The sequence below is a fragment of the Marinobacter maritimus genome, from assembly GCF_007671675.1.
Classification (GTDB): Bacteria; Pseudomonadota; Gammaproteobacteria; order Pseudomonadales; family Oleiphilaceae; genus Marinobacter; species Marinobacter maritimus.
Genome location: NZ_VCGW01000001.1, coordinates 1,145,189 through 1,163,426, shown reverse-complemented (window position 1 = coordinate 1,163,426; position 18,238 = coordinate 1,145,189). Strand labels below are relative to the sequence as shown.

Here is an 18,238-nt window from a genome sequence, read left to right as displayed (position 1 = left end):
CTGAAATGTCGTTATTTAGATGCCTTTAAATTACGTAAGTTTACTGTCTTTTTTTGCCTATTTCACCCGTATAGCATTCATTTTTCCAGTTTATATTGTTATATTTACTACATAAATGAAAAAAACGAACAATAAACAACCAGATTTGGAGACCGGTCATGACTATTCGTATCGCTATTAACGGCTTCGGACGCATTGGCCGCAATGTGCTCCGCGCACTTTATGAGAATGACTACCGCAACCAGATCCAGGTGGTTGCCATCAACGACCTTGGCGATGCGGAAACCAACGCTCACCTGCTGAAGTACGACAGTGTGCACGGCCGCTTCAGTGGCAGCTTAAACCACGACTCCGAGTCGCTCTCGGTCAACGGCGACCGCATTGCCATTACCGCCATCCGCAGTCCGGAAGAACTGCCCTGGAAAGACTATCACGTGGATGTGGTGTTCGAATGCACAGGCCTGTTCACGTCCCGTGGCAAGGCCGAGGGCCACCTCAAGGCAGGCGCCCGCAAGGTCATCATATCGGCGCCCTCCCCTGATGCAGACGCCATGGTGGTCTTCGGGGTAAACGACAATACCCTGACCGCCGAACACAACATCATCTCCAATGCCTCCTGCACCACCAACTGCCTGGCACCGGTGGTTCAGGCTCTGCACGAAAAGATCGGTATCGAGAGTGGAGTGATGACGACGATCCATTCCTACACGAATGACCAGAAGCTGAGTGACGTCTATCACTCGGACCTCTACCGGGCACGCTCCGCCACTCAATCCATGATCCCCACCAAGACCGGCGCCGCGGCTGCCATTGGCAAGGTCATCCCGGAACTGGCGGGAAAATTTGAAGGGCTGGCCGTGAGAGTCCCTACTATCAACGTTTCGCTGGTGGATTTTGGCTTTATTGCCAGCCGTGACACCACGGTTGAGGAAATCAACGAAGTGCTCAGGGCAGCCGCTGAAAAGAGCCCGGTACTGGGCTACAACGACGAAAAGCTGGTCAGTGTGGATTTCAACCACAACGCCCTGTCCAGCATCTTCGACGCCAACCACACCCGGGCCATGGGGCGTCATGCAAAAGTCATGGCCTGGTACGACAATGAGTGGGGTTTCTCCAACCGAATGCTGGATAATGCCGTCGCCCTGATGAAAAAAGCGAACTGATTTTACGACTGAAAAACAAAAGGAATCTGCAACCATGCTACGGCGTACCAAGATCGTCGCCACACTAGGCCCCGCCACCGATTCGCCGGAATCACTGTCGGCTATTATTGCCGCCGGTGTCGACGTAACCCGGCTGAACTTTTCTCACGGCAGTGCGGAAGATCACATGGAACGCGCCCGTCGGGTACGGGAAAGCGCAAAGGCCAACGGCCGTTTCGTCGCCCTGCTGGCCGACCTGCAGGGCCCCAAACTGCGCATTGCCCGTTTTGCCGACAACAAAGTCACCCTGAAAGCTGGTCAGCAGTTTGTTCTGGATGCGGCCGTGGACAAGGAAGCCGGCAATGACGAACGGGTGGGCATCGACTACGAGCAGCTGATCAAGGACGTCAAACCCGGAGATATCCTGGTGCTGGACGACGGCCGTATCGAGATGGAAGTGGAGTCGGTGGACGACACCAGCATTTCCTCCCGCGTTCTGATCGGCGGCCCCCTTTCCAACAACAAGGGCCTGAATAAGCGCGGCGGCGGCCTGTCTGCAGAAGCGCTAACCGAAAAAGACAAGCAGGACATCGTCACCGCCGCCAAGCTGGGCGCGGATTACGTGGCGGTATCCTTCGTGCGTACCGCCGACGACATGCACGTCGCCCGTCGTTTGCTGAAAGACGCCGGTTCGGAAGCTCGCCTGGTGGCAAAAATCGAACGTGCGGAACTGGCCCATGACAATGCGGCGCTGGACGCTGTCATTGAAGCGTCTGACGCAGTGATGGTCGCCCGACCTGGCGGTGGAAATCGGCGACGCAGAGCTGGTGGGCGTGCAGAAGCACATCATCAACCGCGCACGGGCACTCAATACCGTGGTCATCACCGCGACCCAGATGATGGAATCCATGATCGAAAACCCAATGCCCACCCGGGCAGAGGTGTCGGACGTGGCAAACGCGGTGATGGACTACACCGATGCGGTGATGCTGTCCGCGGAAACGGCGGTGGGGGATTACCCGACCGAAGCAGTCCAGGCAATGGTGCGGATCTGCATCGGCGCCGAGAAGCAGCCTTCGATGCATCAGTCAAAGCATCGTATCCATGAAAGCATGGAACATGTGGACGAGGCGATTGCCCTGTCCGCCATGTACGCGGCAAACCATCTGGAAGGCGTGACGTCGATCATCTGCATGTCGGAAACCGGCGCAACGCCCCTGCTGATGTCCCGCATCAAATCGAGTCTGCCGATTTTCACCTTCTCCCGTCACCATTCCACGCAACATCGGGTCACCATGTTCCGTGGCGTGCAGACGGTTCCGTTTGATTCGGAAGCGATTGAGCCCGGTGAGACCAATGCGCGGGCGGTGGATGAACTGGTGAGGATGGGAGTAGTTAAAGACGGCGACCTGGTGGTGATCACCAAGGGTGATTACGTCAACGCCCAGGGCGGCACCAACACCATGAAGATTATTCGCGTCGGTGCGGATATTCGCTAGTGGTTTGAGTTAGGGAGTTGCCCTCTGTTTCGTAGCCTGCTGGCTTGGTGCTTGAAGGCCCCACCGCCAACCGCGAACGCACCGAAATACCAGGCTACCGAGGGCCAACTCAAAGGCCAGAAGTCAGAGGTCCAGAAGACTCCCCCGAACAATCTCCGAAATCTGGTCCCAGTCACCAGAGTCAACCGGCTCTCCCGGCGTCAGCCAGGTACCACCAACCGCCGCAACGTTGTCGAGGGCCAGGTAGTCTTTGGCTGTATGTCGGCGGATACCGCCGGTCGGGCAAAAGGTCACATCCGGGAAAGGGCCACCAAAGGCTTTCAAGGCCGGAATACCGCCAGAAACCTCCGCCGGGAAAAACTTGAATTCTCGGTAACCCAGGTTGTAGCCAATCATCAGCTCAGAAATCGTCGCAACACCGGGCAACAGCGGAGCATCGGAGGTCAGTCCGAATTCCAGGATGGGCTCTGTGACCCCCGGAGTAATCACAAACTGGGCACCGGCAGACTCTACCTCACGGTACTGGGCGATGCTGGTGACCGTGCCGGCGCCCACCCAGGCTTCTGGAATGGCTTTCCTTACCTGCTCGATAGCTTTCACTCCATGGGGAGTGCGCAGGGTAATTTCCAGAACGCGAATGCCACCGTCAACCAGCGCCTGGCATAAAGGCACTGCCTGGTCAGGATGATTGACGGTGATGACCGGAATCAGGGGCGAGGCATTGAGCACCGACTGGACCCGTTCGCGGTGAAAGTCAGACAGTTGATTGGAATCACGCGTCTTCATACCAGCTCCTTCCGTCCCGGGTAGTCATGGCAATGGACGCCACCGGGCCCCAGGTTCCCGCAGCGTAGCGCTTTGGCGGGGAGCCGCTGTCGTCCCAGTTGCGCATGATCTGATCCACCCACTGCCAGGCGTTTTCAACCTCGTCACGGCGAACGAACAGATACTGGTTTCCCTTCATTACCTCCCATAGCAGACGCTCATAAGCGTCCGGGATTCGATCGGTCTCGAAGGTTTCCGAAAAGGTCAGTTCCAGCGGTCCCTGGCGCAGGCGCATGCCCTTGTCCAGCCCCTGGTCCTTGGTCAGGATCTGTAGTGACATGCCCTCGTCCGGCTGCAGCCGGATGATCAGTTTGTTGTTGGCCAGGTGCTTCTGATCCGGGTCGAAAATATAGTGCGGTGCCGGTTTGAAATGGATGATGATCTGGGACAGCTTCTCCGGCAACCGTTTACCGGTGCGGATATAAAAAGGCACGCCAGACCAACGCCAGTTGTCGATCTCTACCTTGAGGGCCACGAAGGTTTCGGTCTTGCTGCCCTTGATGGCGCCTTCTTCTTCCAGATAGCCGGGCACAGGCTTGCCGGTGCTGGTGCCCGCGGTGTACTGGCCGCGCACCACGTGGGTTGCCATCAAGTCCGGGGTAATACGGCGCAGCGCTTTCAGCACTTTTACCTTTTCATTGCGGATACTGTCCGCCGACAGGTCTGACGGTGGGTCCATGGCGATCAGGCATAACAACTGCAACAGGTGGTTCTGCACCATGTCGCGAACTTGGCCCGCCTTGTCAAAGTAACCCCATCGGCCTTCAATGCCGACACTCTCGGCAACCGAAATTTCCACGTGGGAAATGTGGTTCTGATCCCACTGTGATGCGAACAGGTTGTTGGCAAAACGAAGCGCGATCAGATTCTGGACCGTTTCCTTGCCCAGATAATGATCGATACGGAACAGCTGGTTCTCGTTAAAGACTTCACCCAGCTCGTCATTGATCACCTTTGACGATTCAAGGTCATGCCCGATGGGCTTTTCAACCACAGCGCGGGTGTTGTGATCACAACAACCATTACGGTGAAGGTTGCGGGCGATTTCACCGTACATTGCCGGTGCTGTGGCCATATAGACAATCAGATTGCTCTGGTCGCTGCTGTGCCAGTCGTTGAGATGGGCAAACCCTTTTGGCTCATTGAAATCGAGGCAATGATAATCAACCCGCCCCAGAAAGCGTTCCGCGACAATGTCATCGAACTCTCCCGCTTTCACGTGTTCCCGAAGTTTGTCCTTTAAAAGGTTTCGGGCTCCGGCGGTATCGTATGTCTTCCGGTCAATGGCAAGAACGCGGCTCTTTCGGTGCAGCAGGCTGGCTCGTTCGAGCTGATAAAGCGCAGGAAAAAGCTTTCTCTGCGCGAGGTCGCCTAGGGCGCCGAACATCATCAGATCGCAACGTGTTTCGTTCCGGTCAGCCATCGATTTATCGTCTCCGTGATCTCGGGGGCATACAAGCAGGGGGTTTTGACTGCATTTTAATAGTAATTTTTATAAATAATTGCATAAAATACGCGACAATCCAAGGCATAAACCCATAAATGATATTTTTACTACCATATATTGCCGCTAAACACGCTGTAATCCCCATGATTTCCTGGACTGAGTCCATCAGCTTCAGGAGTGCCCGCGATGGCTGCTAAGAGACCCCAGCGCGACGACAATTTGCTTGAGGATATCCAGCGGCGACCGGAAACTCTGAATAAATCCGAGCGCAAGGTTGCCGAAGCCATTCTTCGCGACCCCACCGCCGCCAACCGCCGCAGTATCGCGGTGCTGGCACGGGCTGCCTATGACATGAAAATTGCGCAAGATGCCCTTGAAGACCAGTTTAAAAATATCCGGCCTTGGAGCTCAGGTTCGGGAATTGTGTACTGGGCATAACCGGGCGTTATGCGAGGCGTTCGTCTTGACGTGCGTACCTAAAGACGTCCACTTGGTGAAAAGTTGAGTACACGAAAGGTGCGTCATGACCGGAATCACAGCAACTGAGTCGCGCAGCAACCGATATCGGTTAATTGAAGAGACCGCCGAGTCCCACCAGCCAATCGTCATCATGGGTAGGCGGAACAAATTTTCCACCGCTTCGCGGCTCCAAAAATTGCCGCAAAGCTTCGCGTTGATCGATCCTCGTGAATGTCCGCTTTGCGACCAGCGCATCCTCTGAACTCAGCTAAACAAAAGCGGACATTCGCTGCGATCAAAATTTGAACTCAGTTTGTACCGTTCGGAACCCTTTCTCAGATATCCCAGATTCCAAAGGCCGGCAGCTCGATTCCACAATAATGACGGTGGGTGCTATGGTAAAAGCTAATGAGTTTTCTCCCTTGTAGTGCTTGGTCGCCTTCCAGCTTAGCGGGTAACCGCTGGGCTGGGAAAAAGGCTCAATCAGTATCAATTCGCGTCACACGGATGGTCTTTCTCCGCTCCCAAAGGACACCGGTGCGCTAATCGTTAGCCGGCGTGCAACAGTGTAAACTTGAATAGGATACTTCTGGTGGCTTGAAGGAGTTCTTAAAGCCACATCCGATAACAGAATTTGGACGATGCCCAATGGATGCTATTATCGAAGTCAATGTCCGGGTTGACCAGATAGAACTGAGAAACATGAGGCCGGTTTTTATCTCGGATAAATCCTACGAAAGGGCGATGCAACTAAAACAGGGATGTTTACACTGCCACTGTACCGCCAAGAACGCATTTTCCGTCGCGCTGGCGTTGAAATCCCACGATCCGCACTCGCCGAATGGGTCGGTGCCTGCGGTAATGCCGTGGCCGAAGCCGGCCTTGTAGCCGGCATAATCATCACAGAACAGCTTGTCTTGCCAGTCACGGGCCCTGAGGTGGTGTCTTTTTACAGCCCCTTCCAGAATCGGGTGTCCTCCCGCACGGTATTCCTGGCCAGAAAGCCGGTCAGTTGACCGGGCGACCGGTGTAGCCGGTGAAATCCGGCTTTTTCGGTTGGTGCTTGTCGTCGGTCATGTAGGCGGACGTCAGGATAAATTCGGCGGTGGCGTGGTTGCAGGCCACGGGAATATTCCATAATGCCGCGATGCGCAATAGCGCCTTGATATCCGGGTCGTGGGGCTGGGGCTCCAGTGGGTCCCAGAAGAATACCAGCAGGTCGACTTCCCCTTCCGCGATCTTGGCGCCAATCTGCTGGTCGCCTCCCAGTGGGCCACTGAGCAGGCACACGATATCATCCCTTTCCAGGTTCTCTTTCAGCAACCTGCCGGTAGTGCCGGAGGCATAAAGCCGCAGGGCGGCGAAGCGGGTCTGGTTCTCAGAGACCCAGTCCACCAGCTCTTTCTTCTTGTTGTCGTGGGCTACGAGGGCGACGGATTTAACAGCCATTTGCGGTAAAGTCTCCGTGTTGGGAAAGTGTCTGGTATTGGGCTTTAGTGTTTCATATCCATCATAAACGCGGAACACGAAACTGAACCGCCCCGGGTATCGCGGAGGCCCGTTGGTTTAAGTCACGCTGCCATAGCAGCCTGACTGTTAAGTTGCCGGTAGTAGTTTGCCTCAGCTTCTGCCGGCGGGATATCCTCAGTCGCCTTGCGAGTCGTGGTGATGGCGCTGTAGAGCGTCAAGGCCATGGCCAGGATCACCCGTGCCACCAGCACGACACCCGTCTGGGTCAGGCGCCGGGTGCGGATCGCGAGGTCAGGGGTCATGTCTGTCTCCTGGCGATGTATGAGCTGGTGCGAAACCTCACCATGAACATGTATAAAACTGTCTCTGTACGCTTCCATACATAGGGCTTTTTCATGAGTCTGAAACATGAGTGGACCGGGGTAAGTCCAGGCTGAAACTCTCTAAGGAAAAGTGTCTGTCTATCCGCCTGAATGTTCGCTTTGCGACCACACCGAACTTCACGCTTCAGTCTGCACCATGGCCATTTGCCATGAAACTCACCTTTGGTGGGCCAGATCCGTCATATGAGTCGATCTACAAGGGCAGGGGAGCTATGGGTCCTGCGCTATGAAAAAAACTTAGAAAAGTGGGCTAAAAATTTTAACTTGTTAGGTAAGCAAACCAGTGGACTTCAAGGGGAGCATGAACAGTAATAATGACTGGGCTTTAAAGTCTATTGGTTGCTGGACTAACCAACATAGTGGTATCCGGCATCCTGCAACGCCTCCTTCAGTGACTCCTCGGGAGGTTCTTCGTAAATGAGCGTTGTTGACGGTGACACATGGCCAGCGATTTTTTGTGCAACTTTAACTGACTTCTTTTGTTCATGAATGATATTCGTCATTAAAGTCCTCCGGCCACTGTGGGAACTGGCTCGCTCAATACCTGCCCAATCCCTCTGCATGAGAGCAAAGTGTTCTTGGAGAGTATTTGGAGAATAAGGGCCTCCTTTTTGAGTCAGGAATAGGGGATCGCTTTTTTTGACTGGAGGATTACTGGCTAGGCGGATGGATAGATAGTTTTCTATAGCAGTTCTCAGAGCGGCGTCATTCATCGGAAGATCTCGCGATTTACCACGATGTTTATTGACCTCCGGATAGAAATCTTCCGGTCGAATCTCCGCACCGGCTTTCGCCATGGTCTCGATTTGCCGTATGAGTTGGTCAAAATCATGCACGCTGAAACTGATCCGACGCCGCTGGTATGTCGACTTGGATCGTTTCAAAGCATCAGCACCTTTAGTGTAGGCCGCCGGCAACGCCAGGATTTCTTTGAGCATGAACGAGCGGTTGCCAGAAGTTCGGATGCCAAGTTCGGCCACGTCCTTGATTTGAAGAAGCGCAACTTCCTGGACCCGCAGTCCGAGCTTGAAGCTAATCTGAACCAGCGCTGTGTTCTTTTCCGGGTAGCGGTGCTCCTGGATCACATTCAAGAGATGGCCGAACTGATGGGGCGTGAGTACGCGGGCTTGGCCGGTTTTGCTCATTAGCTAATGGGCTCCTGGGTTGAAAATCGCCGAGAAGAAAAGGGCGAAAACTAAATGGACGACCACAGAAAGAACTAAACTTCTGCAACGAAATATCAGTATCTTACCCACCAAAATCCCCCCCTCTGTCAGGGTAGTTGGAACCCCACCCGATGTTAGACTCTCTCAATAAAGTGGGGCGAGAGACAGAGGTTTTCATGAAATATTCACCGGAACGCCGCGACGCCATTCTACGCAAGCTGCTGCCACCGAATAACCGGCCGGTTGCCGTAGTGGCGGAGGAAGAAGGTATTTCCGATGCCACCTTGTACAACTGGCGAAACGAAGCCCGAAAAAACGGACAGTTGCTGCCAGATCATGGCTCAGATCCGGAAGGCTGGAGCTCCCGCGATAAGTTCAATGCCGTACTTGAGACCGCCGCGCTGAGCGAGTCCGAATTGAGTGAATATTGCCGCAAACGGGGTGTTTACCCTGAACAAATACATCGCTGGCGTCAAAGCTGTGAAACGGCCAACGATCGTGATGAAAAGGTCGAAAAACGCTCTCGTGAAGCGATCAAGCATGAGCAAAAACGCACCCGACAACTTGAACGTGAACTGAAGCGTAAAAATGCCGCCTTGGCTGAAACGGCCGCCTTGCTGACCTTGCGAAAAAAGGCCCAGGCGATCTGGGGGGACGAGGACGACTGACCAGCACCCAAGATCGCCAGCATGCTATAGAGCTGGTTGATAAGGCGCGTGCGGATGGCGCGCGCCTGAAAAGCGCTTGTGCCGAGTTGGGCATTGGCAGCAACACCTATCGCCGCTGGAACACCGGTGATGAGGATGGCCGGCCAACCGCACCAAAACACACCCCGCCTCATGCCCTGACCGCTCTGGAGAAAGCCATGATCCTGGCCGTTTGCCACCAGTCCGATTACGCCAGTCTGCCACCGTCTCAGGTCGTGCCGCTGTTGCTGGATGACCATGGCTGGTACATCGCCTCAGAATCGTCGTTTTATCGCGTTCTGACCGAACACAACGAGAATCATCGCCGGGGCTCTCGACCATCCGGACGTGTGGGCCCGCCACGTCGGCACGAGGCGACCAGACCGAATCAGGTCTGGTGCTGGGACGTGACTTACTTAAAGTCTATGGTTCGGGGCCAGTTCTTTTATCTGTATTTTATGCTCGATGTCTACAGCCGCAAGATCGTGGGTGCCGAAGTCTTCGATGCAGAAAGCGCCGCCGATAGTGAAATCGTGCTGCGCAAAGCGCTGCTCCGTGAAGGCTGTATCAACAACCCACCGGTGGTGCATTCGGACAATGGCAGTGCCATGAAAGGCGGCACGTTGCCGGCAACGTTCGAAAAACTGGGTGTCACGCCGTCCTACAGTCGACCGCGAGTGTCCAACGATAATGCTTACATCGAATCACTGTTCGGAACGACCAAGCAGCGCCCGGAATACCCGCCGGCAGGCTTTGAGAGCCTTGAGTTGGCGCGTGACTGGGTGAAGGCCTTCATCGCTTGGTACAACACAGAGCATCGCCACAGCGCCATTCGTTACGTGACACCGGCAGATCGTCATGCGGGCAAGGATGCTGACATATTGGCTAACCGCAAAATGACGCTACTCAAAGCCAAAGAAAGGAACCCTGGCCGGTGGTCAACCGGTATTCGAAACTGCGAGCCAGTCGGAGCCGTGTGGCTGAACCCGCTACCGGAAGAGCTAACTGTTAAAGAGCAATGCGCGGCTCATTAGAGCCTAAATGAATCAGGTGCCAACTACCTTGACAGACGACGATCCACACAAAGTGCTAAACAAACTTAAAGTAGATTCGAGAATAGGGTGGTCATTTCGGTTTCCACAAAAAGTGCTAAATTCGACGTCCGACTCGGGGTTCCGATTAGTATCGCTGGAACCGAAAGATTGGGGTCGAGCAACAGGCATTGGTAGAAGGGCACGCCATTTTTAAACATAAGCGAACATTGATACAAAGACTGCCCTCCACGATTAGAGAGCTTTCTATCCGGACCGTTGGGCGCCAAGTTAGGTCTGCTACCAAGCCCAAACTGTCTCCCATTAGCCAGATCGTGCGCCTCATCGGCCTAGAAATTTGCCTCCCCAATTCACCTGTGAAAAGCTCATGCACCAATTGCTACAAAGCGGTGCAAGAATGCGCCATTGCGTTCTGCGCGTGGGTCGCAGACGGAGGATAGGTGTGAATTGACATGCGCTTCTGCGATTTTTTTTGTGGTTAACTGATACGGCTCCCTAAATTGATCCAGATTATTTTGTGGGTTTGGAATGTAATACATCGGCATGGATCGTGAGCACGATCGAACGGATAGGGCGGCCCGAAGAGAACGTGCGAATTACGATTGAGGGAAGAGAGTTCTTGCACGCATTCGACCTGCCAACTTCCCAAGGATGATATTGCGCGCCCAATGGAGCGATCATAAATTCTGTAACGACATGCAATTTGCAATGGAAGTCGAGAAAGCAAGGGCTCTTGAGACCGGGGAAAAACGAAGGTTGGGATCTTTCGAGATGAAAATGGGGCTTTACGCTTCTGTTATGCGCGAGCGGTCTCTAGCGGATACTCTAAATTCAAAATGCTCAGGGAAATAGCATAGTCAATAGCGGCAGCAATTTAGCTGTGGTCTCTAGAATCGGCTTTCCGACGTCCCCGAGTGCTTTTGCCGCCTCGTTAATTCCGTCGACACTCAATTCATACCATTTGCGTCGAGGCTTTTCATTGCTCACTTCTTTGGTAAGCGTTTCAGCGTCCGCAGCCAATTGCCTTGTTTCTTTTGGTTCTGCTTGTGCAGCTTGGGTAATTTGCTCGAGCAAGGTTTTCATTAGCATATCCAAGTTAGCGTTGCCTGTGCCTTCTTCAAGGTTATTAAAACTTCTTTCAATATTGTCCGCGATAGTTACTGGCGCATTGATTGTGGCGCCAGCGCCGATGTTAATAGTTTTTGTCTCTGTCATTGTCGCCACCGTTTCGATATAAGTTGCGTTGTAGTGCGTGTGGATATGGCGTTCGCTTCTCGGGTACGAACGGGCCTCGAACCGTTCCACCTTGACTCTTATCTGCCGCCGAATGCCCTGCAAGCGTCCAGCAAGGCCGGTGCGTTCACTGCGAAATTGGCTCGCGTTCACCACGTCGAAAGCGTTTAGGATAGAGGACTGATCTATGCCAGCCCAGCTGCTGCGGTTGATCAGGCGAGTGGCTTGATTGAGATAGTTTTCCAATTTGTCGCCGTGTGGCGTGTGGGGTTTATATTCGATGCTGCCCGTGTCGATGCGTTGTAGCACCGCATCCAGTACTTCCTGTTCTGCATGCAGACGAAGAAGGCACAATCTTAATGAGCGAGCCTGCCTTACCTTGCCATTGCCATGACCCAAAAGCCAAACACCAACGTTGCCCCAAGGGCTTTTAAAAAGTCCAAAGGCAAGTTCAATGCCACCGGTCTTCGCCTGCGGTATGCGCGCGAAACTTTTTGGAAGTTGGTCAAACCAATGGGCACGGCATTCGACCAAAATAACGGGCGGACACGCGCCGATGTGCTGGTGCCAAGTTACCTCAGTACTCTTCCTGCCTGTGGCCGAGAGAAACAGTTGCGCGACGCTCGCGCCCTGGGTTATCAAGGGCTTTTGAGATTTATTGTTTGGCAGCGGCACCACAGTTGGTAGCGCGATAGTGTGTTTAATCGTCTCAAAGGGATTGATGTCGGGTCGGAGGATGATCTCTGAGGGGTCGAAGCCCCGTTCAATTTCGCAATCCCAAGTTCTCCACGTATAAATATCCTGCCAGGCGTTGTTGTAACTTAGGCCGACTTCCAGCCGAGCAAGTGCCGCCCCGTCGCTCAATAAGCGACGAAATCTGCAACGCAGATTTTCTTTCCCGTAGACGGGGCGGGGCAAATTGCAGAAACGTAGTGCTCGACTCGCGTCGCAAAAAGTTGACTCATCGGTCCATGCCCAATCGACCCCTTTGTGTCGAGGGGCGGCACGACCGAAAAGGTGCACAAACTCAGGAGGGAGAGTGGTACGTGGTGGCCAAGAAGGTGTCGGTAAACGATCACCATCGGAAACAAAGGGGCGAAAATCCGCCACGGGGAACTGGACGACTGTCAACATTGTTCCTATCCCTTTGCCGGAAATCCTTCCTTTTAAAATGGCCCCGCGCGGATGAAACCTACGGGGCTGACTCAGTCCCTACGCGAAAACGCAGGGTTAATCCGCGTTTAAGCCCCGTCCATTAGGCACTTTTACGCAATCCTTGCAACGCGGAGTGTCCATAGGACCGCTCGAACGGATGTCGTGCGACCTTGGAATTAATACTAAGAACTTATACCTAGGTTGGCAATAGATATGAGACCGGATGCCGAGCGCTACCGGGATAAGGGAGTTTGCGAAGCTACTTCGACCTTATGGATAACAAGTTTCACAGAAAGTAAGCCGGTATGAATATCAATACGGATTCGCCCTTAATATTTTACTAGATGCTGCTAAAGGCCCGAGACCGAGGCAACTCTTATCCATTCGTCATCTCACTTGTCGAGTCCGAGACACATTGCTTTTTCCCGCGACCCTCTCGCACCTTCGGGCGAAATGTGACGTTTTGACCGTACTTATGTAACCTTTTTGGCTAGGTTGTCATAATTTACAGAAAAGCTCTGTTCATCCGGCTCTTAGTTTCGTTTTTTGAGCCAGGCCTAGGACTTGGCCGCTAGGCAATCCGTGAGATATTCCAGTAAAAGCAGTTAAATTGGAGAACATCGTGGACACTCTTCTCACGACAAAGCGAGTTGAAGCCATCAGGTTTAAGGGGGGCTTTCGAGACCATTGAACTGGAACATTTTGATGCCCTTTTAATTGCTCTGGTCCTACCCACGAAAAGTAGACACTCGGTTATGCGCATCTGCGCTCATATTCCACCGGGCTTATATAGCCCAAGGCGGAGTGTCTTCTCTTCCGGTTATAAAATACTTCGATGTACTCGAAGATAGCCGATTTGGCTGCCCTGATCGAATCGAAACACTCGGCGTAGATTAACTCAACCTTGAGCCGGCTGAAGAACGACTCCATGGGGGCATTGACGCTCCTATGTCAAGGAATAGCATTCATTGTCCAAAGGTCTCCCATGATTAATGGGTACAATTCTCGGGCAATGTATCGCTTGAGACACCTGTGAATTTCCTTCGTGCTCAGACCTTCACTGGTTCGCCGTTCGACATAGACCTTGGTGCGAGGATCACTCCGCATTCGCACCATAGCGATAGTCCATAAAGCATTATTAGCAGCTCTACTACCACCTCGATTCAAGCGATGCCTTGTGGTTTTGCCAGATGACGCTGGCAGAGGGTTTGCACCACATAGTGATGCCAAGGCCGCTTCACTTTTCAGGCGATTCGGATTATCGCCAGCGACAGATAGAAGGATTGCAGCAGTTTGGGGCCCTACTCCGAATCGACTCCTTAGCTGCTGAGCATGCTTCTGGGTCGAGGTTTCCAGTTGCTTGTCATAGTCTTTAAGTTCTTCTGTGAGCGCCAGCCATCGTTTTGCCAGCGATTTAAGGGTCGTTGACAGTGCCCTTAAAACCACCGTGTCGCCCAGGCTTCTTACCGCCGCGCAAGCTTTGGCACAGTCGGTTGCTTTTATTCTCCAGAGCTTTTCGCGAACATCCTGCGGAGCGCTAACGAGCATCGCTCGAATTTGATTGATTGCCTGCGTTTTCGCTTTCACGGCACTGCGCCTGGCAACCGACACAATCCGCATTGCTTCACAGGCACCAGACTGCTGCTTCGGTATAGCTTGGGAAATGCCGGACAACACTGATCTGGCAGCGTTTTCGGCATCAATTGGATCAGACTTGCCATTTAGCCGTCTTCGCGAACGATCGGGCCGGTTCACCTCTAAAACCATTACTCCTTTATCACTCAAAAAGCGGCAAAGGGCAGATCCATATGTACCTGTGCCCTCAACACCGGCACGTTTTAGCGCACCAAAAGAAGACGCCCATTGGAATAATTGAAAGTAACCTGCGGTATTTGTAGAAACGGACTGGGTGCCAAGTAACTGACCAGACTGATTAATAACTGCGGCTACATGAATATCCCTGTGTGTATCTACACCAAGGACCGATTCTTGCTGCAATGCGTGCTTCATGGCTATGACTCCTCTGCGAGGCTCAATTACCAACCCCAGTCGCAGGACAGGACACTCACGGTGCAGTACAAAGCTCCTATTAGGTCACAAGCGCTAGGCCCGGTAACTCTCGGGGAACACCAGTATTGGCCGACAGGTCAATGCAAAGGCAATTACGCCAATCCCAGCACGGGTCAGGCCAACACGATGTTCATAAGCATAGTAGATTGAGTGTCCCAACAATTTCCCTTCCGGCTCATGCTGGGTACACAGTTCCAAGAGCGCAGATAATCCTGATAGCCCGTTGAACGGTATTGAACACCTCGGTCCGAATGCACAATCAGACCGGGAACCACCTCGCGGCGTCCATAGGCCATGCTCAGTGCATCTGTGATCAGCTGTTCCGTCATGCTCGTATCCAATGACCAACCAACGATCTGACGCGAGAATAAGTCCATCACCGTCGCCAGATATAACCATCGGTCATTGACCCAGATATAGGTGATATCGGTGGTCCATTTCTGGTTTGGTCGCTCGGCAGCAAACTGACGCCACAGCAGGTTGTCAGCGACATTGTTCATCGCCTCTGACGTGCGGCTATATTTAAAAGCCTTGCCATTGCGAGCGCGAATAGACTTCTCCCGCATGATCCCGGCCACGTAATTGACCGAACAAGGAACGCCGGTTTCAGTTAATTCCCTGGCAATGCGTGGGGCTCCGTAGCGCGCCTTGAAGCTGGCATACGTTTCCATGATGGCTGACTCTATCTCCGCCCTTCGTTGATCCTTCAAGCTTGTGGGACGATGCTTCCAGCGATAATAGCCACTGGCTGAGACCTGCATCACCCTGAACATAAGCCGCACGGTATACCACTGACGAAACTGATCCATCAGCGCGTACTTCACTCTTGGGACTTCGCGAAGTACGCAGACACCTTTTTTAGAAATTCATTTTCCTTCCTCAGGGTATCCATTTCACGTCTGAGCTTGCGCATGGCTTCGCTCTCAGCCTTGGAATAATCTACTCCACCAACCGAATTGAACTGCTTGTCTGATAGTCTCTTGAACTGCTGGCGCCAGTTATAGATCTGACCGGGATGAATCTCCAGCTCGCGCGCCGCAGCCGCAGCGGTATTATCCGGTTGATCAGCTCTACGAACGGCTTCCCGGCGGAACTCTTCGGTATAGGCCTGGGTCTGTTTGCGGCTCATAAAACACCTCCGTGCTAGGGGCTACCCTAACTATAGAAGGTGTCTACTGTTCATGGGTAACTCGGGCTCTTAACGCTTCACCCCTTCATTAGGCTTTCTGAAATTATAGGAGGGCACCGCATTTTCATCACAACACCGTTCGTCCGTTGGTTGGTTAGTCTACCCAAGCATAAAGCGGTCTAGCTAATGCGAGGTGCAGCTCGTTGCTGCTTACTTCACTCAATAAATTCTTGCGCATTCCTGCATGCTTTGCTTAGCTGGTTTTAGTGTAGATCTTTCAAGATGCAGGTTTTAGGTCAGGGACTAGAGCTGAGATTTACCTAATCACGCTGTATAGGTTTCGGTGACCCGCCGCCATTAACCAACTGCGTGAGACCATCATGAAACGACTCATCCTGTGCTGCGATGGCACCTGGAATACCCCAGACATGGAAGACAATGGGGTTACCTCTCCCACGAACGTTTTTAAGTTCTATAACCTGCTGGCCAGGCGCGACAGCGATGGCATTGAACAGCGACGGTACTACCAGCCGGGTGTCGGAACAGATGGATTGGTGGACCGCAAGCTAGGCGGTGCATTAGGCATTGGCTTGGATGAAAAGATCAATGACGCTTTTCTCTGGCTTGGTCTCAATTATGAACCTGATGATGAAATCTACATTGTCGGTTTCAGTCGGGGGGCCTTTGTTGCACGCTGTCTGGCCGGTTACTTGGGAAAAGGCCTGATCGACTTCAAAAAAATGTCCGTCGACAAAATTAGAAAGACGTTGAAGACGTGCTATGAAGAGGTTTACAAAGATCGATCGGATGATCCGTGGAATGGGATAAAAGGGGTCAAACTGTTTGATCCGAGCGGCTGGGGCGATAGTCAGGTGCCCATCCGCCTCCCAGAGCGAGCGATCAAGGTCAAATTTGTCGGGGTTTGGGACACGGTTGGGTCGCTGGGAATCCCAGATGACCTTGAACTGGTCGATATGCTTCTTGAGAAAAAGGAACGCTGGGAGTTCCATGACCGTAATCTTGGCTACCATGTCGAAACCGGTCGGCACGCAATGGGTCTTGATGAAATGCGCGCCTGCTTTACCGTTACCCACTGGTCGAATACACGAGCCACCAGAGCTTTTCCTAAACATCCGGACATACTGGAGTCGTGGTTCCCGGGGGTCCACAGCGACATCGGAGGCGGGTACTCCGATGACTCGCTGTCATCAGGAACCCTGTTATGGATGATGGAACAGGCCCAGAAAAAGGAACTTGTGTTCAAAGAGGGAGCTTTGGATTCGGTGAAGGAATGCTACGCCCCCCTTGGCGAAATCCATAACTCCTTTAAAGGCCTATTTGCCTTGCTTCCCTCTCGCCCGCGTAATGTTCCGTGCTTGGAGAAGCCTTCTACCCCGACTAAGGCGACTGTTAAGGTCTCGGACGCGGTTTATCTTCGGCAAGAGATGGTTTGCCCGAAGTTTCCATCTTATCGCCACACGGTCGAACTGGCTCCAGATGAATCGTCGGAACCCGTAGACATTTTCGCTGAGCAAAGATGGAACTACACCGGCCTTTATCTCCGAAAAGGAAGATATTATTTCGAAGGGTCTGGATTATGGATGGACGGTAAAGACGTTTGCGACTGGAAAGGAACGGAAAATGACCAGCACACTTTCGGAGATGGTATTCGATGGGCCGCAGGCTTACTCGGCAAGTTGGAATCGGTCTGGAAGACGGTTACCAATGACGAAAAGGCGGATTTTGCATTTACTAAACGGTGCGAAAACGTCGACTGGTTTCGGATGGTGGGCTGCATTGCCAATGATAATGGCACTGACAAGGATAAAGTCGTGGCACATGACGGTTCACCGGAGAAGCATCAATACATTGACTTGACCGAGCATACGCGGGGAAAAAAACCTCTAGAAGTGAAACATCCTGGATATCTATATGCCTTTGCAAATGATATCTGGGCAAGGTATGAAAACAACGACGGAATCATACGACTCATCGTTCATCGGCTAAAGGTTTGACGTTGACCTGTCGGATTGAGATCACCAATACAGGAAAGCTCACAAGGTCTTTTTGAAAATAGATATGTGACCCAGGTTTCGACGGGGTGTTGGGCGTCGCGATTCGTTAAGAATTCAAACTCAAAAGCCGTCAGCTGCACAGTGTACTCTGCTCAGGGCTCCGTGCTGTTGAAATTTTAAGTTTTCAATGGGCCTAAATTCTGGATTAAGGGCAGGGCGGTTGAATTTGGACTCAAATAAAGCGAGTTAAAAGGTTTTAGTTCTACCCGGTGCCCGTGTGCCAGATTCGGAGCGATGAAGAGGGCGGGGCCCTCTCCATTTGCAGAGTAGATATAAATTATGAGTGGATATTTTCTATTGCTCGTCAATTAGTTGGACGACCACAGAAAGTGCTAAATTTCAGTGACGACAAATCAACAAATTGGATTCGTGGTTCCACGCAAAGAGCTAGAAAAAAACTTAAAGTAAATTCTAGAATAGCGAGCTGATTTCAGTTTCCACACAAAG

At 52.7% G+C, this 18,238-nt stretch carries 11 protein-coding genes and 6 pseudogenes; 7 read left to right on the top strand and 10 right to left on the bottom strand.

From position 1 onward, the window contains the following. The first annotated feature begins 158 nt into the window (after positions 1-158). The gene (gene gap, locus FFI90_RS05295) at positions 159-1,163 is read left to right on the top strand and encodes a type I glyceraldehyde-3-phosphate dehydrogenase (RefSeq protein ID WP_144776843.1); all 1,005 of its coding nucleotides are present in this window, start codon (positions 159-161) and stop codon (positions 1,161-1,163) included. A gap of 34 nt (positions 1,164-1,197) precedes the next feature. Further along, positions 1,198-2,641 (top strand): annotated as a pseudogene (gene pyk, locus FFI90_RS05290) (pyruvate kinase). A 123-nt stretch (positions 2,642-2,764) separates the two neighbouring features. Here pyk and FFI90_RS05285 read toward each other — a convergent pair. Together FFI90_RS05285 and zwf are read right to left on the bottom strand one after the other, a co-directional pair. Further along, positions 2,765-3,427, bottom strand: coding sequence for a bifunctional 4-hydroxy-2-oxoglutarate aldolase/2-dehydro-3-deoxy-phosphogluconate aldolase (locus FFI90_RS05285; RefSeq protein ID WP_144776842.1), 663 nt, complete (start codon positions 3,425-3,427; stop codon positions 2,765-2,767). Continuing rightward, a complete protein-coding gene (gene zwf, locus FFI90_RS05280; protein ID WP_144776841.1) occupies positions 3,414-4,889 on the bottom strand; it encodes a glucose-6-phosphate dehydrogenase in 1,476 nt (491 codons plus the stop codon). The genes FFI90_RS05285 and zwf overlap by 14 nt, the downstream gene beginning before the upstream one ends. A 210-nt stretch (positions 4,890-5,099) precedes the next feature. On the opposite strand from zwf, the pseudogene FFI90_RS20075 reads away from it, so the two are divergent. From FFI90_RS20075 to FFI90_RS20475, 3 pseudogenes are all read left to right on the top strand, one after another. Then, a pseudogene (locus tag FFI90_RS20075) lies at positions 5,100-5,258 on the top strand (transcriptional regulator HexR); the annotation flags it as partial. Between the two features lie 178 nt (positions 5,259-5,436). Further along, a pseudogene (locus tag FFI90_RS05270) lies at positions 5,437-5,541 on the top strand (type II toxin-antitoxin system prevent-host-death family antitoxin); the annotation flags it as partial. Between the two features lie 601 nt (positions 5,542-6,142). After that, positions 6,143-6,232 (top strand): annotated as a pseudogene (locus FFI90_RS20475) (IS66 family transposase); the annotation flags it as partial. 148 nt (positions 6,233-6,380) lie between these two features. On the opposite strand, the gene FFI90_RS05260 reads toward FFI90_RS20475, so the two are convergent. The 3 genes from FFI90_RS05260 to FFI90_RS05250 all read right to left on the bottom strand — a co-directional run bounded on the left by FFI90_RS05260 (position 6,381) and on the right by FFI90_RS05250 (position 8,370). Further along, positions 6,381-6,821: a methylglyoxal synthase gene (locus FFI90_RS05260; protein ID WP_144776839.1), complete on the bottom strand. Its 441-nt coding sequence runs from the start codon at positions 6,819-6,821 to the stop codon at positions 6,381-6,383. A gap of 122 nt (positions 6,822-6,943) precedes the next feature. Beyond that, positions 6,944-7,144, bottom strand: a complete 201-nt coding sequence (locus tag FFI90_RS05255; protein ID WP_144776838.1) for a hypothetical protein — start codon at positions 7,142-7,144, stop codon at positions 6,944-6,946. A 428-nt stretch (positions 7,145-7,572) separates the two neighbouring features. Beyond that, a complete protein-coding gene (locus FFI90_RS05250; RefSeq protein WP_144776837.1) occupies positions 7,573-8,370 on the bottom strand; it encodes a site-specific integrase in 798 nt (265 codons plus the stop codon). 197 nt (positions 8,371-8,567) lie between these two features. Here FFI90_RS05250 and FFI90_RS05245 point away from each other — a divergent pair. Further along, a pseudogene (locus FFI90_RS05245) lies at positions 8,568-10,111 on the top strand (IS3 family transposase). 858 nt (positions 10,112-10,969) lie between these two features. Here the strand turns inward: FFI90_RS05245 and FFI90_RS05240 are convergent. From FFI90_RS05240 to FFI90_RS05220, 5 genes and pseudogenes are all read right to left on the bottom strand, one after another. Further along, positions 10,970-12,496: a hypothetical protein gene (locus tag FFI90_RS05240; RefSeq protein ID WP_144776836.1), complete on the bottom strand. Its 1,527-nt coding sequence runs from the start codon at positions 12,494-12,496 to the stop codon at positions 10,970-10,972. A gap of 774 nt (positions 12,497-13,270) precedes the next feature. After that, a pseudogene (locus FFI90_RS05235) lies at positions 13,271-13,456 on the bottom strand (IS3 family transposase); the annotation flags it as partial. A 12-nt stretch (positions 13,457-13,468) separates the two neighbouring features. Then, on the bottom strand, positions 13,469-14,527 hold the full coding sequence (locus FFI90_RS05230) for an IS110 family RNA-guided transposase (protein WP_144776834.1): 1,059 nt from the start codon (positions 14,525-14,527) through the stop codon (positions 13,469-13,471). Between the two features lie 173 nt (positions 14,528-14,700). Continuing rightward, on the bottom strand, positions 14,701-15,396 hold the full coding sequence (locus FFI90_RS05225; RefSeq protein WP_246123351.1) for an IS3 family transposase: 696 nt from the start codon (positions 15,394-15,396) through the stop codon (positions 14,701-14,703). A gap of 11 nt (positions 15,397-15,407) precedes the next feature. After that, positions 15,408-15,716, bottom strand: coding sequence for a transposase (locus FFI90_RS05220; protein ID WP_222120477.1), 309 nt, complete (start codon positions 15,714-15,716; stop codon positions 15,408-15,410). A gap of 380 nt (positions 15,717-16,096) precedes the next feature. Between FFI90_RS05220 and FFI90_RS05215 the strand changes: the two genes are divergently transcribed. Continuing rightward, on the top strand, positions 16,097-17,731 hold the full coding sequence (locus FFI90_RS05215; protein ID WP_144776832.1) for a DUF2235 domain-containing protein: 1,635 nt from the start codon (positions 16,097-16,099) through the stop codon (positions 17,729-17,731). Positions 17,732-18,238: the final 507 nt, after the last annotated feature.

Coding starts and splice junctions, on each gene's coding strand:
- FFI90_RS05255 (WP_144776838.1), bottom strand. CDS start 7,144: ATGACCCCTGACCTCGCGATCCGCACCCGGCGCCTGACCCAGACGGGT.
- zwf (WP_144776841.1), bottom strand. CDS start 4,889: ATGGCTGACCGGAACGAAACACGTTGCGATCTGATGATGTTCGGCGCC.
- FFI90_RS05250 (WP_144776837.1), bottom strand. CDS start 8,370: ATGAGCAAAACCGGCCAAGCCCGCGTACTCACGCCCCATCAGTTCGGC.
- FFI90_RS05230 (WP_144776834.1), bottom strand. CDS start 14,527: ATGAAGCACGCATTGCAGCAAGAATCGGTCCTTGGTGTAGATACACAC.
- FFI90_RS05240 (WP_144776836.1), bottom strand. CDS start 12,496: ATGTTGACAGTCGTCCAGTTCCCCGTGGCGGATTTTCGCCCCTTTGTT.
- FFI90_RS05220 (WP_222120477.1), bottom strand. CDS start 15,716: ATGAGCCGCAAACAGACCCAGGCCTATACCGAAGAGTTCCGCCGGGAA.
- FFI90_RS05215 (WP_144776832.1), top strand. CDS start 16,097: ATGAAACGACTCATCCTGTGCTGCGATGGCACCTGGAATACCCCAGAC.
- FFI90_RS05260 (WP_144776839.1), bottom strand. CDS start 6,821: ATGGCTGTTAAATCCGTCGCCCTCGTAGCCCACGACAACAAGAAGAAA.
- gap (WP_144776843.1), top strand. CDS start 159: ATGACTATTCGTATCGCTATTAACGGCTTCGGACGCATTGGCCGCAAT.
- FFI90_RS05285 (WP_144776842.1), bottom strand. CDS start 3,427: ATGAAGACGCGTGATTCCAATCAACTGTCTGACTTTCACCGCGAACGG.
- FFI90_RS05225 (WP_246123351.1), bottom strand. CDS start 15,396: ATGGATCAGTTTCGTCAGTGGTATACCGTGCGGCTTATGTTCAGGGTG.